We start from the raw sequence: 25,297 nt of genomic DNA, 5'->3' as shown, positions 1-25,297 counted from the left end.
CAATGGTTAATCCCTCGACCCCCAAAGGGGAGTCGATGAAGGCCATGCCGGCAATCGCCATCGCTCTCATTCTCACCGGTTGCGTGGCCGATGAGCCAGGCGGTGGCGCCGACACGGCCCCCTCGGGCCCCGCTGGTGGAGTCGATGCAGGTAACACGACGGCGAACGAGAGCATGCCTCGTCTACCGGTCGACCTCATCGCCGCCGACACGAGTGGGACCCTCTACCGGATAAACGCTACCGACGGGTCCGCTTCGTCGTTGGAGTTCACGCCGGCTATTCCGGACGGGTCCTACATCTCCTCCATCCGCTGGTCGGGCAAGCGCCTCTATGGGACGCTTGCCGGCGATTCGCCTTCCGTCGTGTCCTTCGATTTCGGTACGATGTCCATGAAGACACTCGCGGCGGGCGGCCTGATCACAGGGCCGCTTGGGATCACGGGCCTTCCGGACGGAAGGTTGTTGGTGGCCGATACGGGGAGGCTCACGCCCATCGCCGTGGACGTCGAGAACTCCCCGGGCTGGGAAACACGCGTATTGGCCATCGACGTCGAGACGGGCGAAGTCAGCCTCCTGGCTTCCGACCCCAGGTTCGGCGTCGGTGTCTTCAATTGGCTCGACATCGAGGCGGACAGGGCCGGAAACGTCTACCTCGTGACGAGCAGCACCAACCACACGGCTGTCACGCCATCGGACACTTCCGACGACGCCGGCGCCGGTGCGTTGTGGAAGATCGACGCGACGAACGGCGCAGCAACCCTCGTGACGGCGGGAAAAGATTTCCGTTACCCCGAAGCGTTGACCATTCTTCGAAACGGCGAGGTCGCGATCTCCGAGTACGCCCCAGGCGGTTTGATCCACGTCGTGAAGCCAGCTACGGGCGAGTCGCGCGTGGCCGCACGCATCGGCGTGGCCGGTGCCTTGTGGGGCCTTCAGGAAGTCTCACCGGGACGCGTCGTCGTCGCCGACAACTGCAGCGATCCGTTGAACCTCACGGAGAAGCCATGCGGCCCCGGCGGCCTGTGGTCGGTCGACTTGGTGGAAGGCAACTACGATGTGTTGGTGTCCGACGCGCGCTTCTCTGCGCTGTCCCACGTAAGGACATGGGTCAACGGCGGATAGGGCTCAACGGCGCGCCGGAACCGCTTTAAGACGTTTTTCCTCTTGGTTTATGAATAGGTTGGTCGAGACTCAGTCCGATGCGAAACGAGGTCTGGCCGCGTCGGGCGCTCGCGACACGAGGCGCCGCCGCGCGGTTCTTGATCCTGGGCTGCGTCGCCGCCCTTTACTTTCTTGCCGGAAAGTTCGGGCTCACCCTTGCCATCGTCAACGCGAGCGCCACGGCCGTGTGGCCACCAACGGGGATCGCCATCGCCGCGATGCTCCTTCTCGGCTACGCGGCGTGGCCCGCGGTCTTTGTCGGCGCGTTCCTTGTGAACGTGACCACCGCCGGCGGTGTCACGACGTCGCTGGGCATCGCGACCGGAAACGCTCTTGAAGCCTTGACCGCCGCCTATCTAGTGAACCGTTTCGCGAGGGGCCGTTTCGCGTTCGAGAGGGCGCGGGACGTGGTTGCGTTCGCTGTCCTTGCCGGGCTAGTAGGCACGGCGGTGAGCGCAACGATCGGCGTGACGATACTTGGCCTCTCGGGCCTCGTCGCGCCTGGACTCTCTTCCCAAGTCTTTCTCACCTGGTGGCTCGGGGACGCGACCGGGGCCCTGATATTCGCCCCTCCCCTCGTCCTATTGGCGAACCACCGGTGGAGGGACGTCGCCGTTACGCGCATCGCGGAAAGCGTCGGGCTTGTGGCTTCGGCCTTTATCGCGTCTGCCATCGTAGTGGCGCCTCTAGGAGTCCCCGTCGGAGGGAACTCGTCGTTCCAATTCCTCATCCTCCCGGTCGTCGCGTGGGCGGCTTTCAGGTTCGGCCCCATCGGGGCGGCCCTCATCACGACGCTGATGTCGGGTGTCGCCGTGTCCGCTACCGTGTCCGGGTTCGGCCCGTTCCAGACGCCCGACCCGAACGAGGCCCTGCTTTGGCTTCAGGTCCGCACCGGCGTCCTGTCGGCCACGGCGCTCGCCTTCGCGGCCGCGGTGAACGAACGTCGCGCCGTTTCGGACGCGCTTCGTGAGGGCCGCGACAACCTCGAAAAACGGGTCGCAGAGCGGACCTCGTCGCTCATGCATGCCATGAGAGCGCTCGAACGCGAGGTCGACGAGCGTCGTCGCACGGAAGTACGGCTTCGGGCCAGTGAAACGCAGCTCGCGGACGCGCAGCGGATCGCGCATGTCGGGAGTTGGGAATGGAACGTCGCGCAAAATCACGTGGCATGGTCAGATGAGCTTTACCGCATCTTCGGACTCCGGCCCGGCGCCGTCGACGTGAATTACGAGTTGTTCCTCCAACGCGTCCATCCGGAGGACCGCGACCGCGTGGACATGATCATCATGGAAGCGTACAAGTCGCATCGCCCTTTCACGTTCGAACACCGCACCACGCTTTCCGGGAGCGAGATCCGTTGGATCCGTTCGCGTGGAACGGTGGAGGTCGACGGCGCCGGAAAGACCGTTCGCATGTTCGGCACCGCCCAGGACATCACCGCGACGAGGCTTGCCGAAGAGCGGTTCAAAGTCGTCCTCGAATCCGCCCCCGACGGCATGCTCCTTGTCGGGACAGAAGGGAACATCGCCTACGCGAGTCCCGAGGTCGAGAAGATATTCGGATTCACGAACGAAGAGGTGGTGGGAAGACCGGTCGAGATCCTTCTTCCGAAACGGTTCCGCGAGGCCTACGAGGGCCATCTGGATTCCTTCAACCAGGTCCCGCAGTCGCGGCCCATGGACCGCGGGCTCGAACTAAGGGCGCAGCGAAAAGACGGGAGCGAAGTCCCCGTCGAGGTAAGGCTGAACCCGATAGAGACGGAGGGGGGGATGCAGGTGATAGCAGCCGTGCGCGACGTCACCGAGCGGGAGAATGCCGATGCGGCGCGCGCGGACGCCCGAAGACTCGATGAGATGAACAGGTACAAGTCGCAGTTCATCAACATGGCAGCGCACGAACTCGCCACCCCGCTGACACCGATCAAGGTGCAGTTGCACCTGTTGCAGAACGGCGACCGCGGAGAGCTCACGCCGGAACAGAAAAGGGCCGTGGACATGGTCGTGCGGAACAACGACCGGCTTGCGACCCTCGTCGGCGAGATGCTCGACGTCGCACGACTCGAAGGGGGACGGATGAAACTCGAACCCAAACCACTCGATCTCGGAGGTGCCGTCACTGAGGCGGTGGATTCGTTCGGGCCCCTCGCCGTGGCATCGGGCGTCAAGTTGGAGACGCACGTCGCGGCGGGCCTCACGGTGACAGCGGACCCGCTGCGGCTTACACAGGTGCTCGGAAACCTTCTAAGCAACGCGATAAAGTTCACGCCGGCCGGCGGCGAGGTCGTGGTCGATGCCGAAGCGCACGGGCAAGAAGTGGTCGTCCACGTCTCGGATACGGGTGTCGGGCTCACGCAGGGGCAGATGAGGCAACTCTTCCAGCCCTTCAGCCAGGTCCATGAGGGCGCTGGAAGACCAAAGGGGGGGACCGGCCTCGGCCTCTACATCTCCAAGGGCCTTGTGGGCCTCCACGGCGGCCGCCTCTGGGTCGAAAGCGAAGGGCCAGGGCATGGGACGAGTTTCACCTTCTCGCTACCCACGAAGGCTTGACCCCCTGCCCAAGGGCAAAACCTTCATCCGTCGCGGCCCTATCTTTCCCGGATAGAGGATATCATGCTCATCAAGGCGACCCCGGAACACGAGTTGATGCGCAAGACCGCCCGCGAATTCATAGAAAAGGAGGTCAAGCCTTTTGTGAACCAATGGGAGGAGGCCGGCGAGATCCCGCATGAGGTGTTTCGCAAGATGGGAAAACTCGGGATACTAGGAGCACCCATCCCCCCAGAGTACGGGGGCGCCGGGCTCGATTCACTCGGTTATGCGATGCTCACCGAGGAGGTCGCACGCGGCTGCTCGTCTCTGCGAACGACGGTTTCAGTGAACACGAGCCTCGCCGGGATGACGTTATTGCACTTCGCAAGCGAGGCGCAGAAGCAGAAGTGGCTCACACCGATTGCGACGGGCGAGCGGCGCGGCGCTTGGGCATTGTCCGAGCCGGAAGCCGGTTCGGACGCCGCGAACCAACAGACCACCGCCGTGAGAAAGGGGGACAAGTGGATCGTGAACGGTCGAAAGATCTGGATATCCGACGGCGACATCGCCGATTATGTCGTGTTCTTCGCGCGCACGAGCCCCGTCGAGAAGGACGATCGGCACAAGGGGATCTCGGTCTTCATGGTCGAGAAAGGGACGCCGGGATTCCAGCCTGGCACGGTCTGGACCACGAACAAGCTCGGGCTTAGGGCAAGTCACACGGCCGAGCTGGTGTTCGAGGATTGCGAGATCCCGGCGGACCACATGATCGGGAAGGAAGGAGACGGTTGGAAAGTGGCGATGACCATCCTGAACTTCGGGCGCCTCTCGGTGGCGGCCGGCGCCGTGGGCATCATGTCCGCGGCACTTGACGCGTCGATCGAATACGTCAAGAACCGGAAGACCTTCGGCCGCGCCATAGGTCGCTTCCAACTCGTCCAGGAACTAATCGCCGAGATGACCGTCGACCTCGAGGCGTCGCGCCATCTCGTCTATCACGCGGCCGCGATGAAGGACGCAGGGCTGGACAACCGGCAGGCCGTTTCGATCGCGAAGCTCTTCACCGCAGAGGCCGCGATGCGGGTGACCGAGAACGCAGTACAGCTCCACGGCGGCGTCGGCTACACGCAGGACATGCCCGTGGAACGATACTTCCGGGACGCCAAGATATGCGGCATCTACGAGGGGACGAACGAGATCCAGAAGTTGATCATCGCCGAGCACGCGCTATCCTTGGAAAAGTAGCCTCATCGCCGTCTGCTTTTCTATTGGGCGTGCACCGGTTCGATGAGGCCGACGTGCATGTCGCCCTTGACGGTCAGAGCGATGAGGGCCCTCTCGCCGCCCCATGAGAGACCGAGGAAGTCCCCCACGGCGCGGTGGCCGCTCACGAACATGTCATGCGGTGAATCCTGATCCTTCCAAGCCATCAGTTGGATCGCGGATGACTTGGTGACACCCGGTCCGATGACGAGATGCTGGATCCCGTAATCGACCGTCCGCGTGCTGGTCAGCGGTACTTCCGTCCCGGTCCTTGTGGTCCACACCAACAGGTGCGTGGAACCGGATCCGTCCGCCTCCGCCCACATCACCCGGATCCATCCCGGCCACTCGCCGTCGATGAGCGTCCGCAGGCTCACCGGGTTCGTCCACGAGCGGCCCCCGTCCCGGCTTTCGACGAGCAGTGTCTCCAGGTTGCAGTCGGGTGCCGCCCAGAAACAGGTATCGAACGTCATCAGGAGACGTGTGTCCGACGAGCGCGTGAGGATGGGGAGTTGGCCGCCCATCCTCAACTCCGAGAGCAGCACCGGCGGACCGGCCGAGGGTTCGAACCGGTAGACGCGTAACGTCGCGGAGCCCGTCGGCTCTTCGTGCCTGCATGGGACGAGGAGAGCGCCCGACTCGACGGTGCCGCGGCCCCCGCGGGCGCAGTCGGGCCAGACGTTCTTGTCGAGCTTCGTCCAGGTGTCTCCGTTGTCGCGGCTCCACACGATCGCGGTGCGTCGCTCGTGGACCGCTTTGGAGGTGTCCACCTGCCACGTGGCGTAGAGGGTGCCCGTTTCGGGGTCGCGGATGAGCCAGTTCCTATCCTCGAAGCCGGAGGTGCCGTCGAGGACTTGGGGTTTCGACCACGACCTTCCGAGGTCGTCGGAGTGTTGGTAGATGGTCTTGTAGTCCAACGGGCCGCCAAGGACCATGCCGCTTACCTCGTCCTCGACGGTCCCGGGATTCCATAGAGCCGTGACGTGCAGTCTGGCGTCGGGCCCGAACAGTATCGCCGGATCCTGCCCCTCGGGGGCAAACGTCGAATCGATACCGGTCCCTTGGCCCGTCGGTAGCGGGAGCTGTGTGACGCGCCAGGACTTTCCACCGTCTTCGGTGATGTACAGTGCTTGAGTAACGTACCTGGCGTCGGTCGTCTCGAGCCTCGCCGCGGGGTCGCCGACAGATGGGTACTCGGTCGCCTGGACAGCCATCACATTGGGGTTTGTGGGGTGTACTGCGGCGTATGGTTCGAGTACACGCGCCCCCGGTCGGGCCACCGTCGTGAGGCATGGAGTCGCGGAGGCCTGGCCGGAAGGGCAGGAGTACAGGAAGTCGGTCGCTGGGGATGCCAACGTCGATGCCGTCTCCATCTCAAGTCCGATGCCGGATTCTTGGGCTGGAGGAGCGACACAGCCGCCGAGTAGGCTGCCGACGAGTGTGAGGAGCAGGAGCCGTTTCACGCCGATCGTTACGCGTGGGGCCCGATAAGGGTTGTGGACTCCATGTTGAATCTTCATCTCGGCGCCGAGAGGAGAGAGAAACAGTTCAGTCGGTCAGTCACGCGCTCCGAGCGACCCGCCGCTTGGCTTGAAGGCTGTGTCGGGGTAAGGTTTCCATGTCCACCATCGCCCCTTGGAAGACTGTCGGAGCGCGCTCTTGTCGTATTTCAATGAGTGGCGCCGGTACCTAGCGGCCCAAGTGACCGGCCGACTGTTATATTTACTCATTGAACCTGAGACGATGCCGGTGGCATCATGTCGGAACCGAAGTGGTTGGGGTTGGTTGCGAGCGTCGTGCTCGGTTTCTCGGCGGTGAACACTCTGCTCGCTACGGTCAGGGCGGGCACGATCGACGATTGGACGACGATCTGGACGATCCTCGTCGGTTCGATGGGCTTGGCCTTGTCGTTCGTGGTCGGTTGGGTGTCGGCCTCGGGGCTTGACCTTCGCGCGTGGTGGGCGGGCGACGGGGAAGAATCGGCTTAGGGCCGGGCGACGGCAGCAGCGACTCTTTGACAGACCAAAGGTGATCTTTCGTTTCCCGACTCAGTCTGACGCGTTTGGTCGGGACTGCATCCGTCCCGACCGAAGGGGTTCCTCTTTCGTGCCCGCAGCAGCGTTCCCTCTATCCCCGTCCGGTTCTTTGTCTTCGTTTCTTCTCACGAGCGTGAGGGATCCCTCATGGAGAGACGAAGAGCGAGACCTTCGAGGCCCTAACTCCGTTCCCATCCGTTCCGGTGTCTTAGCGTACATGTCTAGGTAAGGCCACAAGGGCAACGTTTTTCCCCGGAAGCGCCTAGCGCATCGCGTGCGCGTCATCGGCATCACCGGTCTTCCAGGCGCCGGGAAATCCATCGCGGCCGAGGTTGCGAAGGAAGCCGGCGTCCCTGTCGAGCGCATGGGGGATGCCGTATGGGAAGAAGTGCGAAGGCGCGGCCTCCCCGTGACCGACGAGAACGTGTCAAGCGTCTCCGACGCGATGAGGAAAGAGCGTCACGCGGCCATATGGGCCGAGAGGACGAGCGAACGCCTGGCCGCGTCCCCGGCCCCTGTCGTCGTGATCGACGGGATCCGGTCGATGGCAGAGGTGGAATACTTCCGGGCCACCCTGGGAACGGACTTCACGCTCGTGGCGATAACGGCGCCCGACGACCAACGCATGAAACGCGTCCTCGCCCGCAGGAGGGCGGACGAGGCGCAGGACAGGGACCGTTTCGAGGCACGCGACCGACGCGAGCTCCAGTGGGGCCTCGCGGACGTCGTCGCCGGCGCGGAGGTGACGTTGGAGAACGCCGGCGACATCTCTTCGATCAAGCGAAGGTTCAAGGCGATACTCGAAGGACGGCGTTGACTCGGTCGCCGCGCCAAGGGGGCGGGTCCGCCACGGCCTCGTGTTTTAATAACCGGTCAAACCTTGCGACAGCGTGGTCAGTGTCCGCATCCTCGTCGAGATCCGCGCGACGGAAGAGCCGGCGCGCGTCATCAAGGCGGTAACAAACGTCTTCCCGAAAGTCAAAGAAGCCTCGACGCAAGGGGGAACGCACGTCTTCGAGACCACGGACCTCGCGAAGTTCGCCGAGCTCTTGAAAACGCTACGGATCCGCGACCCCGCGCGTTCCGTGATGCTACGCGGGAGGGAAGGAGACGGGCGCGTGACGAGGTTCGCATTGAACAAGCAGGCCGCATTCATGGGCCGCGTCAACTTCGTGGACGCCCCCGGGCCGCTTGGCGACATCGTGGTGGAGATCGAGGCAAGAAGCGCGGAGGAACTGGAACTCCTGATAATGGACATGGCGCCCGACACGGCGGCGACGAGTTTCGTGGGCGACGAGGAGGACGAGCGACTTCGGGCAGAGCACAAGGCCTTCCTCGAAGGTATCGTCGCGAAGGACAGCGAGGACCATGCTTCCACCGGCGAGGCGCGCCGCCTCCCGAACCGAAGCGGCGGCACGCACGAAGAAAAGGAACGCAAAAGGATGCGGAGGCGCGGCGAATGAGGATCTCGATGAGCAGCCCGATATTCTGCAACGTGCCGTTGGGAGATTTCGTCCCGAAGGTCGCCTCGGCCTTCGATCAATGGGAGGTGGTCGCGGACGGCCTCCACTACATCCCCGCGCATCTTGACGAGTTCAGGCAAGCCGTAAGGTCGACGGACCTCGACGTGACGGTCCACGCCCCCCTCTCCGACATAAACATCGCCTCCCTCATCGACGATACCCGCGCGTTCTCCGTGGGCCGCATACTGGAAGTCGTGAAATCGATGCGCGCGGCCGACCTCGACTCCATCGTAATCCACCCGGGCCATGCAAGCCCCATCGGGGTCGGGGACTGGGACGCTGTGCGGGCGAGGAACAAGGATTCGTTGAAGATGATCGCCGCCGCGTGCAGGGAACATGGTGTCAAGGCGCATCTCGAGAACATGCCGAACTTCGATTGGCCGACTTGCAAGACGCCGGAAGAGGTCCTGCCGCTTGCTTCCGAGGTCGGGATGGGCTTCTGCCTCGACACGGGCCATTCGAACACGAACGGCAACACGGACGCGTTTCTGGAGCACAAGTCGTCGATAACGCACCTCCACTTCCACGACAATGGCGGCAAGAAGGACGAGCACCTGCCGGTCGGCGAGGGGACGCTCGACGCGAAGGCGGTCGCGCACCAACTGGGCGCCTACACCGGTTACACGGTATTGGAGAACCGGGGGATAGGTCAATCAGAAAAGAGCCGTGACGCGGTGGCGAGGTTGGGTTGGAAACAGTGAATCCACGCGCGTGCCTCGTGGGCGATGCCGCCACCTGCATCCCTGGGCCTTAGGGACCGGGCTTCTCGCCCCGCCTTTCCGTGCGGGCCTTGCGCATCTGTTCCTTCGTGTTGAGCCGGGCTTCAGGGGCGACTTTTTCCTTTGGCCGCTTGGCAAGCCATAGGAGCAGGCCGAAGACATTCAGGAAAATCCCGGCGAGCACCCATTTGGCCGCGCTACGGCCCCTGAGGTTGGCATCGATCGCTATCCAGAAGCCGATCGCCAACGACGAGAAAAAGAACAGGAGACCTGGGCCAATGTACTCAAGAAGCGGCGGCGGGCCGGGGTCGGTCGGCGAGAGCGCCGGAAGGATGCCTGTCAGGTCCACGGCCGTCGCTATGGCGCCTTCGCCGCTTGAGCCTTGCTAGCGGCCTCAATCCGCCGTGAGCGCTACGATCTCCGACGCATGCGCCGCCGAGTCGAAGTATATGCGCCAAACCGTGTTGACGTTCTGCCACGCCTCGACCTTGACCCTCAGTTCTGCACCGGCAGGCACCGCGAAACCTCCGGAAAGGCTCAACTCCACCGTTCGCAGCGTCGCATCCGTCGGGAGGACGAAGGCGCCTTGCGTGATCTTGAAGCCGATCTGGGTGTCGACTCCGTCCGCTGTCGAATACCAGCTCACGTTGAAGAGCGCGTTCGTCAATCGGACGCCAGGGTTCTCTCCGGACGTGGACAGGTAGATCCTTCCATGCAACGAGGCGAGGGTCTGCCCGCCGAATCCACTGCTGATGAACGCCACGGATTCGCCGAACGCGTGCGTCTCCACGGTGTCCTCGCCCGCGGTCGGCATCGTCGGGTCCATCGCGTTGCCCGCGTGCAGGAAGAGGTCGTGGCGCTCCAAGACCTTGACGTCGATCGCCTCCGATCCGAAGAGGCTTCCGTCGTCCGTCACCGTGAGCGTCACGGAGTATGTGCCCGGCGCGGTGAAGGCGTGGCTTGCGACGGGCCCGGCGGCCGTGCCGCCGTCACCGAAGTCCCACGCGTACGAAACGATGCTCCTTCCTGGATCGGCAGTCGAGAGGCTCCCGTCGAAACCCACCGACGTCCCTGCAATGGCCGGGCCCGTCGGACCCATGAGGACAGGGGTCGGGGGATCGATCCCATTGTTGATGATGACGTTCACCGAGTCGGCAAAGGAGTAGACCGAACCATCGAAAGCGCGGGCAGCGATGGCGTGGACCCCGTCCGAGTAAGACGTGGTATCCAGCGTGAACGACCACGAACCGGTGCCGGTCGCCGCCGACCATGGCCCCGAATCCACGGAGACCTCCACGAGCGTCACGGGGTCGCCGTAGGTCGTCGCGGTCCCGGCGACGCTCGCTGCCGTCCCTGCAAGGATCGAGCCGCTGGAGGGCGACGTCACGTCGGCTATTGGGCGAGGTGGGTTGAGGACCCACGGTGACACGGAGCTGTCCACGTCAGCGAGGCGTATCGCGGTCGAGCGCCCATGGCCATCGGCCATCCTCAACGCCGCGGCCACCGCGGCGGATGCGTCGGAGAGCCCCTTCCCCATCGCGTACCCATGGGTCGCGTACGACGTCACGATGGAGACACCGGTCGCGTTCAGGTACGTCACGGGCTTCGATGTGTCGCGCAGTATCTCCTTCACGTCGGCCGCGGTGAGTGCAGGGTTTGCTTCGAGCATGAGCGCCACGACGCCCGCCACGAAGGGAGTGGCCATCGAAGTGCCCGTGAAGGTCGTGTAGGGGTCGACGACGGGTGTCGGTGGGCTTTCGTCCGAGGAATAGGCGAGTGGGGCAAGGATCGCGGCTGTGGAACGCACGCGCGTCCCCGTGGCCATGAGATCGGGCCACGTCCTTTCGAGGTCGATCTTGCCTCTTGAGGAACCGTTGTTTGCGAAACCCCACGCCTCGTTGTAGTTCGCGACCGAAAGCGTCACTTCCGGGATGTTCGCCCAGAGGTTCGTCCTGATGAGGCTGCCATCGCCGCCGTCGTTGCCGGCCGCGAAAAGGATGATGGTCCCCTTGTCCTGCGCTAGCTTCTGTATCGCCTTCGTCAGCGCGGAGTCGGGGTTCCAGTCGCCAGCACCTCCCCACGAGTTGCTGACAATGCGGATGTTCTCGGCGTCGGCGTTCGCGTAGACCCAATCGAATCCCGCGAGGCCGAGGTGTATCACGATCGTCTCGCCGCAACCAAGGCCCACGATGTTCGCGCCAGGGGCCGCTCCCTTGTAGACTCCTCCGCTCGCGGCACCGGAACCACCGGCGATCCCTGCCACATGCGTGCCGTGGGAACCCGTGTTGTCGCTGTTCGGGGTGGGAACCGCCAGGGCATTCGCCTTGACGATCTCATGGGTGTCCTCCACGGCGCCGTCGAGGATCATGCCGTTGGGGTCATTGGGGTTGAAGACGTCGCCGCTCACAGAGTCGCGGCCCAAGAGCTTCAGGTTGATCGAGGTCTTGCCCGGAAGCCCGGCGGCGGTCGCCAGCGGCGCATAGAGCAGGTCCTGATGCGTCGCGTCGACGCCGGTGTCTATTATAGCGATGTTCACGCCAGACCCTGTGAACCCGCCTTCGTGGGCTTCCCGCACGCCCCCGAGGTAGGTGTTGAAAGCGGCGTCCCAGACTTGTTTGGCGCGGCCTGTCGTCGTCGCTGTGTCGAGGTAGTATTCGAGTTCGGTGTCGTACTCGATGTATTCGACGCGCGGGCTTTGACGGAGCGTCTCGATCGCCCCGACATCGCCAACGCCATACACCGCCGGGATCATCTCGTACTGGATGAGGCCCGTGAACCCAAGATCCTGAAGGAGAAGGGCGTCCGAGGGGCGCACCGAGTCCTTGAACTGGATGACGATCGGAAGGCGGTCGGCCTGCGATGAGCTCGATAGCTTTTCGGCAAGTTCGGGCGAGACGCCCGCCGGCGCCTGTGGCTCCAAGAGCGTCGCAAGGACGCCCGTGGCGCTGGCTGTCAACAATGCAGACGCGATGACGATGGCCTGGGTCCGGCTGTTCAACTCCATGCCCCCGTCCGCTTCATCCGTCTCGGGCTATTTCAAACTTGAGTGGACGTCCGGTGAGTGGTCCCCTCCGAATGTACATGAATCTGCAATCGAGGCGTTTCAGCCGTCCCGGAACTCCACATTGACCTTGTAGAAATCGTGCGCCGCCTCGGTCCCGGGGAATACCTTCCGCGCGTCCTCTACTAGCGGCCTCACGTCCTTGTAGCGCGCACTGAAATGCGTCAGGATGAGCTTACGCACTTGGGCCTTCTTCGCGATGAATGCTGCCTGCGCTGAGGTCGAGTGCCCGTACTCGTTGGCCTCCTTGTAGTCGGAATGGAAGGTGGAATCGTGGATCAAGACGTCTGCGCCATGGGCGAGTTCCACCATGGATTCGGACGGGAGGGCGTCGCCCGAGTACGCGACTTTCCTTCCCGGCCTCGAGGGTCCAAGCACCTGTTCCGGCTTGATGATCTTTCCAGCCGGCGTCTCGACCTGTTCGCCCGCTTGGAGTTTGCTGAAAGACGGCCCCTCGGGGACGCCGAGTTCCAACGCCCGCTCCTTGTTGAAGCGACCGGGGCGCGGTCTTTCGACGAGCGCGTATCCGAGGTTGTGGACGTTGTGCTTGACTGCGCGCGCGGCGACCGAGTAGGACCCGAAGTCCACGACGTCCTTGTCCTCAAGCTCCTCGATCACGATGTTGTAATCGGGTTTGAAATAGCCGAGTGAAAGCAGGTTCATGACGTTGTCGCGGATGCCGTCGGGGCCGTAGATGTGAAGCGGCGCCTGGCGTTCGTTGAGGTACATCGTCTGGATGAGGCCGATGAGACCGAGGAAATGGTCGCCGTGAAGATGCGTGATGAAGATCTTCGAGACGTCCATGTAAGAGAGGCCGGAGCGCTGGAACTGGCGCTGGGTGCCCTCGCCGCAGTCGAAGAGGATGACCTCGCCGCCCCGGTGTAGCGCTATCGAGGCGACGTTACGATCCGCCGATGGCCAGCTGGCGCTTGTCCCTAGGAACACGATGTCCATCTGCTCGTGGATGCCCGGCCGTGGTTGGGCTGCCGGTCCTTTGGGCCGTGGCATATGTTGCGCGTCATGCCGACCCTCATTCTTAGGCTTTCGCTGGGGCTCGCCGAGAATGTATGCATAAGTACGTACTTCCGTCGTTGGCCGGACCCTTCCCGCCGTGGGCCGAAATCAGGCCTTTTCGAAAACGTGGACGTGCCGGGTGAGGGACCGGTGCACAAAGATCGCATGCCGCTCGCGTAACGTGAAGAGACCGGCCGCGAGGTCTGCGTGTCTTGGGTCCGGGAACGCGATCACCAAGCGACCACCGTCGCGTAGAAGGCCGCGCGCGGTCTCGAGGGCCCGCTTGTAGAGGCTGCGGACCTCTTCCCCGGTCGTCGTCGCCGCTCGCCCATAAGGCGGGTCCGTCACGACGCAATCGACGTCCGACACGTGCTTTCCGATGTCGCCGACATCGCCGACGTGGAATTCGTACGCCGAAGGGCCGACATAGTGATGGAGCACGGCCTTCGTGCCTTCCACTTTCGAGCCGTCGATGTCGCCGCCGATGACGTGGAGACCGCAAAGCGCGGCCTCGAGGAGAATGCCGCCCGTCCCGCAGAAGGGGTCCAGGAGACGCTCCCCGGCGCGCGGCGCCGCGAGGTTCACGAACGCGCGGGCAAGGCGGGGATGAAGACTTATCGGAGAGAAGAACGGGCGGTGCTGGACTTTCCGTGCGTCGAACGGCGCCCGGTCGATCTCTTCGAGCTTTATTCCTACATGTATCCGCCCCGATAACACGACGCGCACCTCGGTCTTTGGCGTCCGAAGATTGACTCCAGCGCGCTTGATGGAAGCGCCGAGCCTCTTTTCCAACGCGGCGGAATCGTAGCGCGCCCACCTCTCGCCCTTCGCCCTCACGCGCACGGCCCACGTCTCGCCGAGAAGCGGCTCGACTTGGCGAAAGCGGGCGATGAGAGATTCCGGGTCGCCGTCCTCCGAGAACGCGTAAGCGTCGATGGCGTGGCTCATCCCGAGGCGTGACGCTAAGGTCTCGGCGGAAGCGTCGGAATCCAGGACCACGACCCCGTCATCGGAGAACGTCTCCGCCCCGTGCGACGCGGCGAGCGCTTCCGAGCGGGGGATCGTCGGGTGTTCCATCGACAGTTCGATGAGGAACCTCACGAGGCGCCAACCGGCCCGGCCGTAAAAGGCTTGGCGCCCGCCTTGGGGCCGCCGACGCGTCGCCGACCGGTGACCCTTTTCCCTCCTGTGGCGAGGTGGAAGGGCGGGCCGCGCCACCTATGTCGACTTGCCCTTAAAGTTTTCGAGTGCAGCGGCGCGCATAACAGCAAAACCATTAAAGGTAGCCGCCCACAATGGGTAACGGGACGCATGGATTTGTCCGGCCACACACTTGATTGGAACCCTGATTTTGAGGGCGAACCGCGGATCAAGCGGGAGGTCCAGAAAGCGCTTCGCGACAAGACGGTGATGAAGATCATCCGTCAGTTCGCCGAGCAGTCGACCTACGAGGCGGAGGAGAAAGGCCTCGAGACGGAACACATAGTGTGGCTTGAGACCCCCGGCTCTAAGTACATGTACTTCGTGCGCGTCTGGTTCGAGGCGGGCGAGGAGAAGCTCTTCGTCATCGTCGAAGAGAACGAACTCGGCGACGTCTGCTTCATGGGCATCGAGGGCCACACCTGCGCTACGTACGCCGACGAGGGCGTTGCGAGGGTGGAGTTCGACCCGCGCTTCAAGGACCCGGGTAAGCTCGGCGTGAGCAGGTAGCGCCTTCACGGTGACGGCGGGCTTGGGACGCGTGCGTGATCCCGAATACGATTATACGTGAGCGCGCGGCTTCGAGACCGTGGGACCGGACAATTGATTCGGGCCTATCCATCTTACGGGGCGTCACTTTGAAGATCGCGCAAGCCTGCATCCGTTTCAACGCGCCCGGGGGCGCCGAGGCCCACGTGAAGGCCATCAGCCTCGGCCTCGCGCGCCGCGGGCACGCGGTCACAGTCTTCTCAACGGATCTTGAGACGGAGATCCCATGGAAGAAATTCTCCGCCCGGCCCTTGGAACCTGCGGGCCTTGATGTCCGCCGTTTCGAGGTGTTACGCGACACTATGCCTTTCCGTCGTTATCCCGTCATCCCGGGCCTCGTCGACGCGCTCGTGACGGCCGATGCAGACCTCTACCACGCCCATTCCCATCGGTACTATCAAGTGTGGGCAGCAGCGCGCGCGGCGGAGCGCACCGGCAGGCCGTTGGTCGTGACGCCGCATTTCCACCCTCCGGAGGCGAGCCTTCCCGGTTGGAGCAAGTCACTGATGTGGCTCTCCGACAAGCGCCAGGCGGAAAGCATCTACAAGCACGCGGCTAAAGTCATCACGGTCACGGAATCGGAGAAGGACTTCATCTCGCACTTCGTCCCGCGCGAGAAATGCGTCACCATCCCCAACGGTATCGACGCAAAATGGTGGGGGGAGGACGCGGACGGTCGGCTCTTCCGTGACAGGTTCCACGTCGAGGGCGAGTACGTGCTTTACAGCGGACGCCTCGCGGACAACAAAGGACTAGAGGTCCTCTTACGCGCCTTCTCCCGCATCAAGGCCACTGATCTCACGCTCGTCCTTGCGGGCGGGGATTGGGGCGTGAAGGCTGCGCTCGAAGCCGAGGTCAAGCGACTTGGACTCGGGGCCCGTGTGAGGTTCGTCGGCTTCATCGAGGACGCCGCGACCTACAGAAGCGCCATGGCGGGCGCGCGGATGTTCGTCCTGCCAAGCCAGTACGAGGCGTTCGGGATAGTGCTCCTCGAAGCGATGGCGCGTGGAAAGCCGGTCGTCGCCACACGAGTAGGCGGGGTTCCCGATGTGGTCTCGGATGGAGTGGACGGTTTTCTCGTGCCGTTCGGCGACCACGAGGCGATGGCAGCACGGATAGACCGATTGGTCTTGGATCCAAACCTTTCGGCACAAATGGGAGACGCCGGGAAGAAGAAGGCCCTCGCCGACTATTCGTGGGATACAATCGTGGAAAGGATCGAAAGCGTCTACCGCGAAGTGATGCGCCGGTAGAGGCGTCCGCCGCTCACCGAGAGACCCGGCCACATCTTCCTAGGGCGAGAACGGTCCGCCTGGTCCGCCGCCTGGCGGTTCCAATGGATGATTCGGTTGGGGCGGCTCGCGTGGACTGGCAACGCTCGTCCACTTGATCCCCCGCCCCTGTGGAGCCGGGGGATGTCCTGGCCCCTCCATCATTCCGCTTTCAGTTCCTCGATCCGTTCCTTCACCGCCTTGAGTTCGTTCTCCAGGTTGTCCGCGTATTCTCGGAGCCATTCGCTCTTCTCTTCCTTCGTGTAGTATCTTCGTCCGGAGAAACCGGAGCCGCTTCCATAGCACATCTTTTTCTTTCCTGCGGCAAGAGAGCCGCAAGAACACGATGGCCGCACGACATGATATTGAGAAAGAGGGGATGTGACCGGGTCACCGCGCGGCCGCGTCACGCGAAGTATTCAGGCGGCGAAGACCTTGGAAGTCGTGTACGCGAGTCCAGCGTCTTCGGGCCCGTCGGGGACAAGGCCGTAGACCTCGGCGAGCGCTTCAAGGACCGATTTCGCGGCCGAGAAGCTTCGCCTCTCTTCGCCGGGCCTGACTTCGACCTCGAGGAGGACGACGTCGCCCGTAAGCCGGAGCCGCACCATCGAGTTCCCCGGCTCGGCAAGCCACGTCAGGACACTCTCGCCGGGGCCGCTCGATTGGCCGTACCATCGTAGTCCCCTGAACCATCGCCGGCCGAGTTGCGCTGCGAGCGCCTCCGGGTCGGCGTGAGGCGGAAGGAGCGCTTGCATGAGCGTGAGGATCTCGCGCTGCGGGCCTTGCACGGTGCGGCCGGTGAGCTTCGTTGACCCGGATTCGGTGAGCCGATACCCGGAATCGTCGCGCTCCACAAGCCCTGCGGCCTCGAGGCGGCGCAGCGTCCGGCTCAACGCTTCGGGGTGGAGTTCGAGGCGGCGCCTCAGTCCTTGGAACGCGATCTTGGCGTCGCTCTCCCTCGCAAGTTCGCTAAGGACTGCCACGGCCCGGTCTTCCAATGGTTCTTCGTGGTGCAGTTGCGCGTCAAGTTTCGCTGAATCGCTCGCCATCTCGCGTACATGATGGCCCGTGCTACATTATGAAGCCCCTCGTTACGGGCTGGAAACCCAGGCCGCGTGACCGGATGGTCATGCACCGGCTCACACAGATGGATCAAGCCGTCGCAGCGCCGGACACGAACTGCACAAGGCCCCGCATCGACAAGGCGCGCGCGGCGTCTCGGGGAAGCGACACGACGTCCTCCTTTGCGAGCTTGTAGGTCCGCATGTCCGACGCGGTGAACCGCGGGACGTCGGCGAGGACGCGGACGACGATCCGGTTGTCGATGCCCGGTGACGAGTTCGCACGGGCGTCTTGGACGGGCTGTGGCTGGGCGCTTACCGCCGGCGGTTTGGGAGACGCGGCGGGTGCGGCCTCCGGCACGGGACGCGGCGGCACTGCTACGGGTTGGACCGGCGCAGTTTCCTTCACCGGTGCCGCGGGTCGGGCGATAGGCTCGCCCTTGATTACCGACCGCTTCGCGTCGCGCAGGATCTGCACTTGCAGGTCAAAGAATTCCTTCTCGCGGGACAACATGTTCGAGACGTCCGGCGACGTCCCGCGTGCGGCGGACAACGCCGCCGAAACGATCTTACGTTCTCGCCTTTCGTAGATGTCTTCGAAGAGGGCGCGCGTCGAATTGATGTCGTCGAGGAGAAGGGCCGACTTGGAGGAGCCGGGGTTTGCCGCCTGTTCCGACTGGAACTCCTCCTGAAGACGCCGCATGTAGCGTTCCACGTCCTGGTAGAACGAGGGCTCGAGCTTCGTGAGCTTGCCGCTTGTGGACTCGAGCTTACAACGGTTCCCGACGAAGTCGCGGTTCACCTCCGAAGGCGGCGCCATTCGCGCGCCTGATGGCGGTGAGCGTTCATTACCTTTGTCTTACCTGCGGCCGGTCGCTAATGACAAAGGCGATATCCGCGCAAGGGAGATCCGGCGACCATGTTAGGCCCGCCATGAAGGGTCCGACAAATCTCGTCCGTCGTAGAGACTTACCCGGCGATCGCCTTTGTCATTGAGCCGGGGCCGGCGAGTCCGCGGCGTATTGCAGCAGGTATTGGCCTTGCCCCGAGAGACGTTCCACGTAGACGTAGTAGTTCCCGGGCGGGAGGATCGGCATCTCGATGGTCTCGGAGTCTCCTCCGCTTGATTGAAGGCTCGCGAACGGGCCGCCGCCGAGGAACCACCACTCGACGTACACGCGGGCGTCAAGGCCGTCGAATGTGGTGAGCGTCAGCGTCCGTGTCCGCGCGTCTCCGTTCGGCACGGTGAAGTTGTAGGTGTCCTTCGAGTCGACGCTGCCGCTTGGGAGGTTGAATCCCAGGTCGCCAACGCAGCTGTCGGGGATCGTCTTCAGGCCCGGGCCGGCCTTTGAACTCGGGGCGTCGTACCCGATCGTCGAGAATCCACAATCGTGGTGCCAAACGACGGGGACAGGGGTCAACAAGACCTCGAAGAGCCCTTCGTCGTTCGTGCTCCGGATCTTCAGTTCCGGATCGAGCACAGGCGTGTTGTAGACGTGCGTGCGCGTCACCGAGGAACCATTGGAGATCGTGCCTATCGCCGGATACCGTTCCTCGACGCCGTCTCCCCAATAGATCTCGAAGAACGATTGCAGGCCGTTCGGGTCGCTCGCGGTGAGAGAAAGGGTCACGGTCTCGCCCTGGTGCGGCGAGGCCGGGGAAAGCGCGGACACGACCTGCGGCGGCGCTGCGGCGCCGATCCCGTGTACATCCAGGTCATAGGAACCCGAGCCCACGAGCCGATCCACGTCGAGGCGCCAACTCCCCTCTTGCGGGCCGGGAACGAAAAGGCTCGCGTCGACGCCCTCTGAGACACCTCCATCGGGTGCCGTCAGTTTGACGCGCGCGTCGGAGTATGCGAAGCTCACGAACGGCGAGAACCCGGCGTAGAGGCGCTCGGTCCCCGCTGCCACGTCGAACGTGTACGCGTCCCCGTGATCGGCGATGGGCGCCCAAAGGGTCGCGTGGCAGGAGAACGGCATCGGCCGCGCTTCCACCGTCACGTCCCGCATGAGGCCGCAGTCGTTCTCACCGACCGTCAGGTTGTGGGAGACTTTGTCCTGTGCGCCTATGGCGTCCTTGGCGTAGATGTCGACGCGCGCACTCGACGTGAAGTTGCGGCTGAAGGTGTGGGCCGCGTAGCCCCAGACGGGTTTTGTGACCCAATCGATGGACGTTCCGCGGTCCGTGAAGCTCGCCCCGACCTTCTGGCCGTTCGAGTCGCTGTCGGTCGCGTACATCGGGAACGGCGTGGGTTCGCCGTAGATGGCGAAGGACGGGAGGGTCCCGATGAAGTAGGGGTACGGCCGGGTGTTCGCCGTGACGTCGACGCGGATGTCGTAATCGTATACCTGCTCGATGTCGTAGCAGTAGCCGGACCAATCGTCGCATTGGGTGCAGGCGTCGTTGTAGTAGTAGGAGTTCCCCGTGTACCCGACTTCCACCGTGTAGGTGACGGTGTTCCCGTAGCCCGACGCCGGCACCACGAAAGACCACCCGTCTGGACCGTAGCCGGGGACGCGGTAGTAGTAATAGCCGCCGCCCGAGATCCAGATGCCGTTGGCCCCGTTGTAGCTCACGGTGAGCTTCACGCCGTCGTCCGGGGTGGCGGTGAACCTGTAATAGTCGTACTTGTCGTCGCAATTGTTGTGGGCCGCGAAGCAAGTGCGCCCGGGCGTCAACGTCTGTGGCTGCCACTCTTTCGAATCGGTCCCGTCGCAGTCCGCCTGCGGCGCGGCGCCGGCAGGCAAGAACCCGGCGGTGAGCACGGCAACGATGAAGATCGCCAGTGAGGTTTGACCCAGCTTCGCCACGAGGAGCCCGCCTTTCGCCCGCTCGACCATCGGGGCCTGGCCCCTTAAGGATTGTCTGCAACCGGGAGGTTAACTCCCAGGCCACCGAGTGGACGCGTGCACATCACCGAAGACGGGACATCCCCCTCCGACGTTGTGCCGTCTCCCCGTTCGCTTACTTTCTCTCCGGGCGCGTCTTCACCTTGCAAGTGAGGCTCGCAAGGCCGACGAGTTCCGCGACCACCGTGTCGCCTGGCTTTAGCGGGCCCACGCCGCCCGGTGTTCCCGTCGAGACGATGTCGCCCCGCTCAAGCGTCATGACGCTGCTTATCTTCGAGATCAACTCGGGGACCGCGCGAGTCATGTCGGCCGCGTGTGCGTGCTGGCGCACCTGTCCGTTGACGCGTAAGCGCAGTTCAAGGGTCGAAAGGTCGGGGACGTTTTCCCTTGGGACGCAGTCGCTCACGGGGAAGAACGTGTCGTAACCCTTGGAGATCGTCCAAGGCCTCCCGTCGAGTTTGGCCTTACGCTGCAAGTCCCGCGCGGTGACATCTACGGCGACGCAGTACCCAAGCACGTGTCCCAAGCTTGCGTCCACATGGACGTCCCTCGAACGGCGGCCGATGACCACCGCGAGTTCGACCTCGTGGTGCACTTCGCCGATGCCTTTCGCGATCTTGATCACGCCGCCGTCGTGGAGGATCGACGTGGACGGTTTCAGGAAATAGGTGAGTTCCTGCCCTGGCGAGGACCCCATCTCGCGGGCATGGTCGGCGTAGTTCTGGCCCACGGCCACGATCTTCCCCACGCGGACGCGCGCCCCGTCGGTGGTCTTGACGCTTGCCACGAGCCGCCAAACCCGGTTCTCCCCTTATCCGTTGCTAGAAAGAGCTGGCGTGGGCGCCTTTGGGCGTCCGTGGCACCGGAACCAGATCGCGGGCGGCCGGCGTTTGGAAGCGCTTGCCTCCATGGGCCGTCTCGGCGCCGGCGCAAACGTCCGCTATTTGAACAGGATTTCGTGAAAAAGTATATAGAGAGACGAGCGCCCCACAACTTGCCCGAAGGCCTCGGCCGATCGTATCCGGCAACGAAGCCCCCACGGGCGATGAAGTATCCCAGGACCATCCGGGTCCGACTCTCGTTGGAGGCGAAAAGAGGGGAGGCGGGCCGGTTGGGTTGAACCCGACCGGTCACCCATTCTTCGCACGGGCTCGCTTCGGCCAACGCCGCTAGGGGGCGCACCCCACTAGGCCGGTTTCTTTGCAAGCGGGCCGTTCTCAAGGCTGATGAGAGCCTTCCGTCGGAGCATGAGGAACGCTGCGGCGTAAAGGGGAAGAGACGTTTCGCCCGGTTTCACGTCCCACTTCTTTCCTTGCAACGGGAAACTCATCTCGCCGCTCACTTTCACGTGCACCTCGTCGTCCGGTAGATGCGCCGCGTCGCGAAGGGGCTCGAACCTGCGAAGCTCGTCGATCGTGAGCGGCGTCACCGTCAACCCGGATTTTCCATGGAGCGATCCTGGAAGCCTGATGAGCCTCTTGATGTCGGACGTCACGGGCTCGTCCGTCTCGCCGGCTGCAAAGACGGCCGCACGATCCTTGATGAACGCGACGAAATCTTTGGTCGCCAACGCCTCGAACTGGTCGTACACACCGCTCCGGAGCCTTTCCATCTTGGTGGTGCCCGCCCTGTCCGCGATGTCGTTTCGGAGCCGGTCGTAGATCTCGCCGGCCTTCTTCTTCCCGATGCCTTCTACTGCTGTGAGGAGCTTCACGGCATCCTCCCGTTCCATGCCTCGCAGGCGTTCAAGGAAGGCCGCGACGTTACGCGCGAGCCGCCCTCGCCATGCCGGTTCGTCGACCGACGGCATGCGAAGGGTCTTCTTCGTCCCTCCAAAATCGTCCTTTGCGTAGGCAGTTTTCCGTATGACGCCTTCGACATCCACGCCATTTCCCGTCACGTAGTCCACGATCTCGCGCCTCTCGCCGCTTTTCAATTGCCACACCTTCGGGTCGGCGACGTGGATGTGGTAGCCGCGTCCGCCCGAGAACACGATGTGGATCGATCCGGGGTCGAATCCGAAGTCGGGGAGGAAATCCTCGACGAGCTTCAAGGTCTCGACCTTCACCTGTGCGAGCATCTTCTCGTAAGTCATCTCCTTGGCGCCTTCCAGGTGGTCGGCGTCAAGGTCGAAGATGAGGTCGGCGCCGAGCCAGCCCTTCTCGTTCATCGTCGGCGCGTCGGGCTTCTCATAGTAAGCGGTCGAGTAATAGGCGTGCGAAGGGGCGCTTTCGACGAGGAAGCGCCTGAGTTCGTCTTGCGACTTGAAGCCGATGTGGCGCACGACGAAATCCTTCGCAAGGAACATGAACCCGAACTCGCGCCGGCCGAAGCGGGACGGCATGTGGATCTCTGCCGTCTCGTAGTACTCCGAGAACACGCGGTTGATGAAGTCCACGGTGGCCTCGACCTGCTCTTTCGGCGGGCCCGCCTTGGGAGGTGCCTCGGAGGGGCTTTGATCGGCGGCCACGGCATCGTATGGGGCGGACGGGAAAAGGGTTTGCGCGGCCTCCGTGCGACCAAATCGCCAAAAAATCGGCATTGACGGCGGGTGCAGGAGCCGTGTCCTCAAAACCGAGGAACCGGGTCTTGCCGGTGAGTCGCCAACAATGAAGGCCGCGCTTGCCCCCGTTCTCGCCGCTCTCGTCGCGTCCGCCGGGTGCTCGACCCCGGTCCACGTGATCTCAGACGGCGATGGCGGCATCCAGCGAACGGTCCTTCTTGGCCCAAACTGTCCCGTGGAACGCGAACCACCCGATCCGGAGCAAGAGGCCGCGCTAAGAGAGGCGCAGGTCACGACCCGGCATCACCCGGTTTCTTCGCGAGGGGGTTCTCAAAGGATGTTTTCGACCTTTAGAAGATGGACCAAGCGTTTTTCGATCTCATCGCGCACCCTTCGGTAAGTCTCCAAAGGTCCACCGATAGGGTCTTCAAGGCCCCAATCCACTATCCGCTTTCCTGCGAAAGCGGGACAGGCGTCCTCGCCGCCGGAGGCCGCTGGGGCGGCCGAGGACGAAGTGGACGAGCCGAACGAGTCCGCGCCGCACCCCATGGTGACGATGATGTTCGCGCGCCTAGCGAAGGGCTCATCAATCGCCTTGGGTCGGGCTCCCACCAGGGCGACTCCACGCTCCCGGAGGACCTCGACCGAATGCGGCGCGACGCTTTGGGCGGGGGCACTTCCGCCGCTCTTACAATCCACATTGTCCCCCGCAAGGGAGCGACAGAGGGCCTCGGCCATCTGGCTCCGGCAACGGTTCCCGACGCAAGCGAAGAGTATCCTCGGCCGCTCCAACGGTCTAGCCTTCCGCGACGATGCCCGGTGTCGTCCTTCCCTCAATGAGGTTTATCGCAAACTCCGAGATGTCGGTGGCATAGAATCCGGTGCGCGCGATGGATTCGACCACGGTCGCGAAGGTGACGGCGCGCGTTCCCCGCATCGCCTGGATGCTGTGCATCAGGGAATCGTGGGCCTTGGAAAGTTTGTCGCGCATGTCGATGGCCCCGTTCGCACCGGCAAGGTCTTCGGAGAAAAGGGCGGCCAACGACCGGTCGAAGATGGCGAGGGCCGTGGCGCTTTCGCTCAAGATGCGGTTTCGGATGTCGATGGGGGCTTTGTCCCGTGGCAGCGTCTTGATCGTGAGCGAGATTCGTTCCGCGTGGTCGCCGATCCGTTCCACCATCCTTGCCGCGAGAAGGAACGCAAGCGCCTTTTCGGGCGTTACTCCCAGTTTCTCCGCGAGGCGTGGGTCTGCCGCCATCATATTGTATTGTTTCATCATGAGCCAACAGAGCCGGTCGATCTCGGAGTCGCGTCTCGTCACGTCCTCTGCCAACTCTTCATCAGACTCGAGGAGCGCTTTGATCGCGTCCTCGTGCATGGAGCGCACGATGAGCGACATCCTGCGAAGGCACTTCTCCGGGCTCAGCTCGGTCGGGTCGGATAGATCCTGGAGCACGACCTTATTGGTGGTCTCCTCCACGATCTCGGGTCCGATGGCCGTCTTCGCAAAGTCGCGCGTCACCCGTTTCAGGCCGGGATCCATCTTCCCTTTGAAGCGCACCTCGATCGTCCCGTGGCCAGCGACGTATGCGCCGATGAGCCTTCTCAACAGGTGCGCTCCCGGCTCGCCGGCCGATTCGATCACCTTCGGCGTTCGTGCGGTCCGTGTCTGCGAGTCCGCGCGTAGGACCAGCGACCCGTCCGGTTGCCTTGAGATCACTATGCGATCGCCCTTGCCGAGTCCGCTGCCTGTGACCCAATCCTTCGGCAATGACAAGGCGTAAGTCGCGCCTCCAGTGAATTGCAACGCTCTCGATTCCACCATGTGGGCGCCACCCATCATGAACTATATAGTTCTCTGGTCACTCTATAACTAAAGACAGAAACAATATAGGACATCTCGGCCATCCAGCGGCGGTGTGAGATGGGGATAAAGGAATTCTTGGTGCCGCAGGACAGGGCGTTTTTCGATCTCCTGTCGGCCGAGGCGGACAACGCCGTCGTCGGCGCTGATGCGTTGGTGGCGCTTCTCCACGATTACAAGGACGTCGGCGAAGCGAGACGAAGCCTCAAGGATATCGAACACAAGGGCGATCAGATCGTCCACGACATCTACGAGGAACTGAACCGGACGTTCATCACGCCTATCGACCGGGAGGACATCACACGCATCGCGTCGTCCGTCGACGATGTGCTTGACTTCACGTACGCGACGGCGAACCACCTCTATCTCTTCGAGATCAAGGAATCGAACCCGAGGCTCGTGAAGCTCGCCGAGATCCTGGCCGCGCAAAGCCGTCACCTGGCGACCGCCGTCAAAGAGATCAGGAACATCAAAAACCGCGGGACCATCAGGAAGGCGCTCATTGAGATCAATCGGCTGGAAAACGACGCCGATGAGGTGACCAATGAGGCCATCGCCGACCTTTTCCGCCACGACGACGTGAAACACATAATCAAGATGCGTACGATCTACGAGTACCTCGAGCAGGCCACGGACAAGTGCGAGGACGCGGCCGACGTGATAAGCGACCTTCTCGTGAAGAACGCGTGAACC

23 protein-coding genes are annotated in these 25,297 nt (G+C 63.3%); 10 read left to right on the top strand and 13 right to left on the bottom strand.

Going from position 1 to position 25,297, the window contains the following annotated elements:
* Nucleotides 1–35 precede the first annotated feature (35 nt).
* The 3 genes from HY556_04415 to HY556_04405 all read left to right on the top strand — a co-directional run bounded on the left by HY556_04415 (nucleotide 36) and on the right by HY556_04405 (nucleotide 4,933).
* On the top strand, nucleotides 36–1,121 hold the full coding sequence (locus HY556_04415) for a hypothetical protein (protein MBI4393029.1): 1,086 nt from the start codon (nucleotides 36–38) through the stop codon (nucleotides 1,119–1,121).
* A gap of 77 nt (nucleotides 1,122–1,198) precedes the next feature.
* Nucleotides 1,199–3,706 carry an MASE1 domain-containing protein gene (locus HY556_04410; GenBank protein ID MBI4393028.1) on the top strand — a complete coding sequence of 836 codons (2,508 nt, stop codon included), beginning with the start codon at nucleotides 1,199–1,201 and terminating at the stop codon, nucleotides 3,704–3,706.
* Between the two features lie 63 nt (nucleotides 3,707–3,769).
* Nucleotides 3,770–4,933, top strand: coding sequence for an acyl-CoA dehydrogenase family protein (locus tag HY556_04405; GenBank protein MBI4393027.1), 1,164 nt, complete (start codon nucleotides 3,770–3,772; stop codon nucleotides 4,931–4,933).
* A gap of 20 nt (nucleotides 4,934–4,953) precedes the next feature.
* Here HY556_04405 and HY556_04400 read toward each other — a convergent pair whose 3' ends face one another.
* The gene (locus HY556_04400; protein MBI4393026.1) at nucleotides 4,954–6,414 is read right to left on the bottom strand and encodes a hypothetical protein; all 1,461 of its coding nucleotides are present in this window, start codon (nucleotides 6,412–6,414) and stop codon (nucleotides 4,954–4,956) included.
* A 294-nt stretch (nucleotides 6,415–6,708) separates the two neighbouring features.
* On the opposite strand from HY556_04400, the gene HY556_04395 reads away from it, so the two are divergent.
* From HY556_04395 to HY556_04380, 4 genes are all read left to right on the top strand, one after another.
* Nucleotides 6,709–6,939 carry a hypothetical protein gene (locus HY556_04395; GenBank protein ID MBI4393025.1) on the top strand — a complete coding sequence of 77 codons (231 nt, stop codon included), beginning with the start codon at nucleotides 6,709–6,711 and terminating at the stop codon, nucleotides 6,937–6,939.
* Between the two features lie 322 nt (nucleotides 6,940–7,261).
* The gene (locus tag HY556_04390; GenBank protein MBI4393024.1) at nucleotides 7,262–7,804 is read left to right on the top strand and encodes an AAA family ATPase; all 543 of its coding nucleotides are present in this window, start codon (nucleotides 7,262–7,264) and stop codon (nucleotides 7,802–7,804) included.
* Between the two features lie 73 nt (nucleotides 7,805–7,877).
* Nucleotides 7,878–8,450: a hypothetical protein gene (locus HY556_04385; protein ID MBI4393023.1), complete on the top strand. Its 573-nt coding sequence runs from the start codon at nucleotides 7,878–7,880 to the stop codon at nucleotides 8,448–8,450.
* Nucleotides 8,447–9,211 (top strand): sugar phosphate isomerase/epimerase, encoded by a 765-nt coding sequence (locus HY556_04380; protein ID MBI4393022.1) that lies wholly within the window; start codon nucleotides 8,447–8,449, stop codon nucleotides 9,209–9,211. The genes HY556_04385 and HY556_04380 overlap by 4 nt, the downstream gene beginning before the upstream one ends.
* A 49-nt stretch (nucleotides 9,212–9,260) precedes the next feature.
* Here HY556_04380 and HY556_04375 read toward each other — a convergent pair whose 3' ends face one another.
* From HY556_04375 to HY556_04360, 4 genes are all read right to left on the bottom strand, one after another.
* On the bottom strand, nucleotides 9,261–9,578 hold the full coding sequence (locus HY556_04375) for a hypothetical protein (protein ID MBI4393021.1): 318 nt from the start codon (nucleotides 9,576–9,578) through the stop codon (nucleotides 9,261–9,263).
* A gap of 45 nt (nucleotides 9,579–9,623) precedes the next feature.
* Complete coding sequence (locus HY556_04370; protein ID MBI4393020.1) at nucleotides 9,624–12,233, bottom strand: S8 family serine peptidase; 2,610 nt, start codon at nucleotides 12,231–12,233, stop codon at nucleotides 9,624–9,626.
* A 99-nt stretch (nucleotides 12,234–12,332) separates the two neighbouring features.
* Nucleotides 12,333–13,244, bottom strand: a complete 912-nt coding sequence (gene rnz / locus HY556_04365) for a ribonuclease Z (GenBank protein MBI4393019.1) — start codon at nucleotides 13,242–13,244, stop codon at nucleotides 12,333–12,335.
* 168 nt (nucleotides 13,245–13,412) lie between these two features.
* Nucleotides 13,413–14,405 (bottom strand): methyltransferase domain-containing protein, encoded by a 993-nt coding sequence (locus HY556_04360; GenBank protein ID MBI4393018.1) that lies wholly within the window; start codon nucleotides 14,403–14,405, stop codon nucleotides 13,413–13,415.
* Nucleotides 14,406–14,615: 210 nt separating this feature from the next.
* Here HY556_04360 and HY556_04355 point away from each other — a divergent pair, with 210 nt between their 5' ends.
* Together HY556_04355 and HY556_04350 are read left to right on the top strand one after the other, a co-directional pair.
* Nucleotides 14,616–15,014, top strand: a complete 399-nt coding sequence (locus tag HY556_04355; protein MBI4393017.1) for a hypothetical protein — start codon at nucleotides 14,616–14,618, stop codon at nucleotides 15,012–15,014.
* Nucleotides 15,015–15,142: 128 nt separating this feature from the next.
* Nucleotides 15,143–16,306 carry a glycosyltransferase family 4 protein gene (locus HY556_04350; protein MBI4393016.1) on the top strand — a complete coding sequence of 388 codons (1,164 nt, stop codon included), beginning with the start codon at nucleotides 15,143–15,145 and terminating at the stop codon, nucleotides 16,304–16,306.
* 179 nt (nucleotides 16,307–16,485) lie between these two features.
* Here HY556_04350 and HY556_04345 read toward each other — a convergent pair whose 3' ends face one another.
* From HY556_04345 to HY556_04310, 8 genes are all read right to left on the bottom strand, one after another.
* Nucleotides 16,486–16,632, bottom strand: a complete 147-nt coding sequence (locus HY556_04345; GenBank protein MBI4393015.1) for a DUF5320 domain-containing protein — start codon at nucleotides 16,630–16,632, stop codon at nucleotides 16,486–16,488.
* A 111-nt stretch (nucleotides 16,633–16,743) separates the two neighbouring features.
* Nucleotides 16,744–17,307 (bottom strand): MarR family transcriptional regulator, encoded by a 564-nt coding sequence (locus tag HY556_04340; GenBank protein ID MBI4393014.1) that lies wholly within the window; start codon nucleotides 17,305–17,307, stop codon nucleotides 16,744–16,746.
* A gap of 169 nt (nucleotides 17,308–17,476) precedes the next feature.
* Nucleotides 17,477–18,205 carry a hypothetical protein gene (locus HY556_04335; protein MBI4393013.1) on the bottom strand — a complete coding sequence of 243 codons (729 nt, stop codon included), beginning with the start codon at nucleotides 18,203–18,205 and terminating at the stop codon, nucleotides 17,477–17,479.
* A 169-nt stretch (nucleotides 18,206–18,374) separates the two neighbouring features.
* Nucleotides 18,375–20,228, bottom strand: coding sequence for a hypothetical protein (locus HY556_04330; protein MBI4393012.1), 1,854 nt, complete (start codon nucleotides 20,226–20,228; stop codon nucleotides 18,375–18,377).
* Between the two features lie 124 nt (nucleotides 20,229–20,352).
* Nucleotides 20,353–21,024, bottom strand: a complete 672-nt coding sequence (locus HY556_04325) for a fumarylacetoacetate hydrolase family protein (GenBank protein MBI4393011.1) — start codon at nucleotides 21,022–21,024, stop codon at nucleotides 20,353–20,355.
* Nucleotides 21,025–21,423: 399 nt separating this feature from the next.
* On the bottom strand, nucleotides 21,424–22,707 hold the full coding sequence (gene priS / locus HY556_04320; protein ID MBI4393010.1) for a DNA primase catalytic subunit PriS: 1,284 nt from the start codon (nucleotides 22,705–22,707) through the stop codon (nucleotides 21,424–21,426).
* A gap of 363 nt (nucleotides 22,708–23,070) precedes the next feature.
* A complete protein-coding gene (locus HY556_04315) occupies nucleotides 23,071–23,532 on the bottom strand; it encodes an arsenate reductase ArsC (GenBank protein MBI4393009.1) in 462 nt (153 codons plus the stop codon).
* 4 nt (nucleotides 23,533–23,536) lie between these two features.
* Nucleotides 23,537–24,565 carry an AbrB/MazE/SpoVT family DNA-binding domain-containing protein gene (locus tag HY556_04310; protein ID MBI4393008.1) on the bottom strand — a complete coding sequence of 343 codons (1,029 nt, stop codon included), beginning with the start codon at nucleotides 24,563–24,565 and terminating at the stop codon, nucleotides 23,537–23,539.
* Nucleotides 24,566–24,664: 99 nt separating this feature from the next.
* On the opposite strand from HY556_04310, the gene HY556_04305 reads away from it, so the two are divergent.
* Nucleotides 24,665–25,294, top strand: coding sequence for a DUF47 domain-containing protein (locus HY556_04305; protein ID MBI4393007.1), 630 nt, complete (start codon nucleotides 24,665–24,667; stop codon nucleotides 25,292–25,294).
* Nucleotides 25,295–25,297 lie beyond the last annotated feature (3 nt).

Source organism: Euryarchaeota archaeon (assembly GCA_016207515.1).
Taxonomy (GTDB): domain Archaea; phylum Thermoplasmatota; class SW-10-69-26; order JACQPN01; family JACQPN01; genus JACQPN01.
This window is presented reverse-complemented; position numbering and strand designations above follow the sequence as displayed.

Bases quoted from the DNA above. Each gene is read 5' to 3' on its own strand.
- HY556_04415 (MBI4393029.1), top strand. From the start codon at position 36: ATGAAGGCCATGCCGGCAATCGCCATCGCTCTCATTCTCACCGGTTGC.
- HY556_04410 (MBI4393028.1), top strand. From the start codon at position 1,199: ATGCGAAACGAGGTCTGGCCGCGTCGGGCGCTCGCGACACGAGGCGCC.
- HY556_04405 (MBI4393027.1), top strand. From the start codon at position 3,770: ATGCTCATCAAGGCGACCCCGGAACACGAGTTGATGCGCAAGACCGCC.
- HY556_04395 (MBI4393025.1), top strand. From the start codon at position 6,709: ATGTCGGAACCGAAGTGGTTGGGGTTGGTTGCGAGCGTCGTGCTCGGT.
- HY556_04380 (MBI4393022.1), top strand. From the start codon at position 8,447: ATGAGGATCTCGATGAGCAGCCCGATATTCTGCAACGTGCCGTTGGGA.
- HY556_04370 (MBI4393020.1), bottom strand. From the start codon at position 12,233: ATGGAGTTGAACAGCCGGACCCAGGCCATCGTCATCGCGTCTGCATTG.
- rnz (MBI4393019.1), bottom strand. From the start codon at position 13,244: ATGGACATCGTGTTCCTAGGGACAAGCGCCAGCTGGCCATCGGCGGAT.
- HY556_04355 (MBI4393017.1), top strand. From the start codon at position 14,616: ATGGATTTGTCCGGCCACACACTTGATTGGAACCCTGATTTTGAGGGC.
- HY556_04345 (MBI4393015.1), bottom strand. From the start codon at position 16,632: ATGTGCTATGGAAGCGGCTCCGGTTTCTCCGGACGAAGATACTACACG.
- HY556_04335 (MBI4393013.1), bottom strand. From the start codon at position 18,205: ATGGCGCCGCCTTCGGAGGTGAACCGCGACTTCGTCGGGAACCGTTGT.
- HY556_04330 (MBI4393012.1), bottom strand. From the start codon at position 20,228: ATGGTCGAGCGGGCGAAAGGCGGGCTCCTCGTGGCGAAGCTGGGTCAA.
- HY556_04310 (MBI4393008.1), bottom strand. From the start codon at position 24,565: ATGGTGGAATCGAGAGCGTTGCAATTCACTGGAGGCGCGACTTACGCC.
- HY556_04305 (MBI4393007.1), top strand. From the start codon at position 24,665: ATGGGGATAAAGGAATTCTTGGTGCCGCAGGACAGGGCGTTTTTCGAT.